Source organism: Mesotoga sp. H07pep.5.4 (assembly GCF_003664935.1).
Taxonomy (GTDB): Bacteria; Thermotogota; Thermotogae; order Petrotogales; family Kosmotogaceae; genus Mesotoga; species Mesotoga prima.
Map to the genome: position 1 here is coordinate 1 of NZ_JFHM01000034.1, position 4,955 is coordinate 4,955.

Sequence of the window (4,955 nt, forward strand, 5' to 3'; positions counted from 1 at the left end):
GAGAACCGCTCAACGGCCAACCAGTTTTACTTGCTCTTGCGAACCCCCGACCTGCTACCACCGACCACGGTTCTGTACCAAAACAAAAAGGAGAGTCAAAAAGACTCTCCTCTTGTATAACATCTGGGCGATACCTACTCTCGCATGCAGTTGCCCACATACTACCATCGGCCCGAGACGGCTTAACTGCCGGGTTCGGTATGGAGCCGGGTGTTTCCCGCCCCGGTATCTTCACCCAGAATATCTGCTCACTCAAGAGTACATAGGGAATTAAGGTAAAGGAATCGGATTATTAGTACTGGTCGACTGAACACTTCACAGTGCTTACATCTCCAGCCTATCTACGTCCTCTTCTCGAACGATCCTGAGAGACCTAGTCTTGAAGCGTGCTTCCCGCTTAGATGCTGTCAGCGGTTATCACTCATGAACGTAGCTACTCAGCTACTGCCGCTTGCACGACAACTGATTCACTAGAGGTTCACTAACCCCGGTCCTCTCGTACTAGGGGCTACCCTTCTCAAGTCTCCTACGCTCGCAACAGATAGGGACCGAACTGTCTCACGACGTTCTGAACCCAGCTCACGTACCGCTTTAATAGGCGAACAGCCTAACCCTTGGGACCTGCTCCAGCCCCAGGATGCGATGAGCCGACATCGAGGTGCCAAACACTGCCGTCGATATGAACTCTCGGGCAGTATAAGCCTGTTATCCCCAGGGTAGCTTTTATCCGTTGATCAACGGCCTTTCCACTCAGGGCCGCAGGGTCACTAGGGCCAGGTTTCCCTCCTGTTCGACCTGTCAGTCTCACAGTCAAGCTGGCTTTTGCCCTTACACTCTATGGTTGATTTCCAACCAACCTGAGCCAACCTTAGCGCGCCTCCGTTACTCTTTTGGAGGCGACCGCCCCAGTCAAACTGCCCACTTAGCAATGTCCTTGTTGTGCTCTCCACACTCTCAAGTTAGTACTCCGTTGTATAGAGGGTAGTATCCCACCGTTGGCTCCCCCGATCCTGGCGAACCGGGTTCTACGCCTCCTACCTATCCTGTACACCATACAACAAAGCACAATACCAAGCTACAGTAAAGCTCCATGGGGTCTTTCCGTCTAGTTGCGAGTCCTGGGCATCTTCACCCAGACTGAAATTTCACCGGGTCTCCTGTTGAGACAGTGCAGCGATCGTTACGCCATTCGTGCAGGTCGGAACTTACCCGACAAGGAATTTCGCTACCTTAGGACCGTTATAGTTACGGCCGCCGTTTACTGGGGCTTCGGTTCAAAGCTTCGCTTACGCTAACCTTTCCCCTTAACCTTCCAGCACTGGGCAGGCGTCAGACCCTATACGTCTTCTTCTCGAATTCGCAGAGCCCTGTGTTTTTGGTAAACAGTCGCCGCTGCCTTGTCACTGCGACTCCAGTCAGCTCTTAACCAACCAGAGTACCCCTTCTCCCTAAGTTACGGGGCTAATTTGCCTAGTTCCTTAACAGGAGTTATCCCGCTCCCCTTAGCCTTCTCAGCTTGCCTACCTGTGTCGGTTTTCAGAACGATTGGCTTAGCACTCAAACGCTTTGCGATGCTTTTCTAGACAGTGTGAACTCAACGTTGTTGCTCCCGAAGGAACTCCCATTCGTCCCTCACCCTCCCGCGGTGGATTTCCCTGCCGCGATCTTCGGACTTGAAACTTGGACGCACTATGCAACTAGTACGCAACGCCTATCCTCCTGTGTCACACCCCAAAACTCATGCTACGCCAGTACCGGAATATTAACCGGTTTCCCATCGGTTACCCCTTTCGGGTTCCCCTTAGGGTCTCGACTAACCCTGGGCGGACGAACCTTCCCCAGGTACCCTTAGGCTTTCGGGGGGAGAGATTCTCACTCTCCTTTCGTTTACTCATGCCTGCATTCTCTCTTGTGTCTCGTCCAACAGCCCTCACGGGTCTGCCTTCTCCCTACAACACAATGCTCCTCTACCAACAGTTTCCTGTTCCACAGCTTCGGAGGATAGCTTTAGCCCCCTTACATCTTCGGCGCGGTGAGTCTCGACTAGTGAGCTGTTACGCACTCTTTTAATGATGGCTGCTTCTAAGCCAACATCCTAGCTGTCTTTGACTCTCCACTTCCTTTAACACTTAGCTATCTCTCTGGGCCCTTAGCTGGTGGTCTGGGCTGTTTCCCTCTCGACTACGGACCTTATCGCTCGCAGTCTGTCTCCTGCACTTTGAGTAGAGGTATTCGGAGTTTGACTGGGGTTGGAGGTCGCCCCCCTAGCCCAATCAGTGCTCTACCCCCTCCACTAACCATGCAAGGCCGTGCTTAAACACGTTTCGAGGAGTACCAGATATCACCGAGTTCGGTTAGCTTTTCACTCCTATCCACAGGTCATCCAATAGCTTTTTACTGCTAACTGGTTCGGTCCTCCAGTGGGTGTTACCCCACCTTCAACCTGCCCATGGATAGCTCACCCGGTTTCGGGTCTATCGCAACTGACTTCCGCCCTGTTAAGACTCGGTTTCCCTTCGGCTTCTCCTATCTCGGATTAACCTCGCCAGTTACGGTAACTCGCAGGCTCATTAATCAAAAGGCACGCGGTCGCACTTTCGTGCTCCCACTTATCGTAGACTCACGGTTTCAGGTACTCTTTCACTCCCCTCCCGGGGTGCTTTTCACCTTTCCCTCACGGTACTTTTTCGCTATCGGTCAGCAGGTAGTATTTAGCCTTAGAGAGTGGTCTCCCTAGATTCACGCGGGATTCCTCGTGCCCCGCGCTACTCGGGATATATACAAGGATAGCCTCTAACTTTCGCCTACAGGACTTTCACCTTCTCCGGTCTATCTTCCCAGATAGTTCGACTAGCCTTTGGCTTCTCCCGGCCCTGTACGGTCAGACCCGTATATATCCCTCTACCCCTATATAGCAACGCCCGTACGCTTACACTATATAGGTTTAGGCTCTTCCCGTTTCGCTCGCCGCTACTCAGGGAATCTCTTCGATTTCTTTTCCTCTCGCTACTAAGATGTTTCAGTTCGCAAGGTTCGCTTCCTTTTCAGGATACCAAGTATCTCTACCTGGTGGGTTTCCCCATTCGGGCATCCGCGCTTCTATGGTCGCTTGCACCTACACGCGGCTTTTCGCAGCTGGCCACGCCCTTCTTCGCCTCCCGCTACCTAGGCATCCTCCGTGAGCCCTTTATACCTTTACCTTCCTTCTTCCTTTGACTCGCTTCTACTTCTTAATTCACTCAAAGATGGATAGCAATCCTGTTAAACTCCTTAGAAAGGAGGTGATCCAGCCCCACCTTCCGGTAGGGCTACCTTGTTACGACTTAGCCCCCCTTGCCAATCCCACCCTAAACAAGCTCCCTCCTTTCGGTTAGGATACTCATCTTCAGGTGTTACCAACTCGGGTGGCTTGACGGGCGGTGTGTACAAGGCCCGGGAACGTATTCACCGCAGCTTGGCTGATCTGCGATTACTAGCGATTCCGGCTTCATGCAGGCGGGTTGCAGCCTGCAATCTGAACTGGGGGTTGGTTTGAGGATTTCCTCCACATTGCTGTCTCGGTCCCTTCTGTCCAACCCATTGTAGCGCGTGTGTCGCCCAAGATATAAGGGGCACGATACCTGACGTCATCCCCCCCTTCCTCCGCCTCGTCGGCGGCGGTCCTCCTAGAGTGCCCGGCCTTACCGCTGGCAACTAAGAGCAGGGGTTGCGCTCGTTGCGGGACTTAACCCAACACCTCACGGCACGAGCTGACGACGGCCGTGCACCACCTGTGCTGACTCCACACAAAGTGTGGTCGTTCCTCTTTCAATTCACTACTATCAGCATGTCAAACCTTGGTAAGGTCCTTCGCTTAGCATCGAATTAAACCACACGCTCCACCGCTTGTGCGGGCCCCCGTCAATTCCTTTGAGTTTCACCCTTGCGGGCGTACTCCCCAGGCGGTTCACTTATCGCGTTAGCTTTAGCACGGAAAGCTTTCCGCTCCCCACACCTAGTGAACATCGTTTAGGGCCAGGACTACCGGGGTATCTAATCCCGTTCGCTCCCCTGGCTTTCGAGCATCAGTGTCAGAACCGGCCCAGAAAACCACCTTCGTCACCGGCGTTCCTGCCAATATCTAAGGATTTTACCCCTACACTGGCAGTTCCGTCTTCCTCTACCGTCCTCAAGCCTGGCAGTTTCAACTGCAAGTCCGGAGTTGAGCTCCGGGTTTTCACAGTTGACATGTCAGGCCACCTACGCTCCCTTTACGCCCAGTGATTCCGGGTAACGCTCGCCCCCTACGTATTACCGCGGCTGCTGGCACGTAGTTAGCCGGGGCTTTCTAGTAAAGTACCATCCCTCCATGTAGCTTTCCACTCTACATGACATTTTTCCCTTACCACAGCAGTTTACAATCCGAAGACCTTCTTCCTGCACGCGGCGTCGCTAGATCAGAGTTGCCTCCATTATCTAAAATTCCGCACTGCTGCCTCCCGTAGGAGTAGGACCCGTATCTCAGTGTCCTTGTGGCCGGCCACGCTCTCACGCCGGCTAACCGTCGTCGCCTTGGTAGGCTCTTACCCCACCAACTAGCTGATGGTCCGCGGGCCGCTCCTTCGCCGATGCATTTGCACCTTTCACCTTTCGGTCTTATGCGGTATTAGCTGTCCTTTCGGTCAGTTATCCCCCTGCGTAGGGTACGTTCCCACGTGTTACTCACCCGTTCGCCACTCTATGTGTTGCCACATACCGTTCGACTTGCATGTGTCAAGCACGCCGCCAGCGTTCACCCTGAGCCAGGATCAAACCCTCCATCCATGACTCATTTTTTTGAAACTCGCTGGATTGCTATCCATTTTTCAATGACCCTTCCTTCTCGCTCGTCTTTCCCGCTAACGCTAACTTCGCGTCAGCAATTCCTATACTACCAGTACCACTTCCTATTGTCAAGTTACAGGTTCGTTTCCTCT

At 53.2% G+C, this 4,955-nt stretch carries 3 rRNA genes; all 3 read right to left on the reverse strand.

Annotation, left to right across the window (positions count from 1 at the left end):
• Positions 1 to 122 precede the first annotated feature (122 nt).
• Positions 123 to 239, reverse strand: a 5S ribosomal RNA gene (rrf, locus tag Y696_RS13950).
• A 33-nt stretch (positions 240 to 272) separates the two neighbouring features.
• A 23S ribosomal RNA gene (locus Y696_RS13955) occupies positions 273 to 3,200 on the reverse strand.
• 74 nt (positions 3,201 to 3,274) lie between these two features.
• Positions 3,275 to 4,803: ribosomal RNA gene (locus Y696_RS13960) — 16S ribosomal RNA — on the reverse strand.
• The 16S, 23S and 5S rRNA genes sit together here, the layout of an rRNA operon.
• Positions 4,804 to 4,955 lie beyond the last annotated feature (152 nt).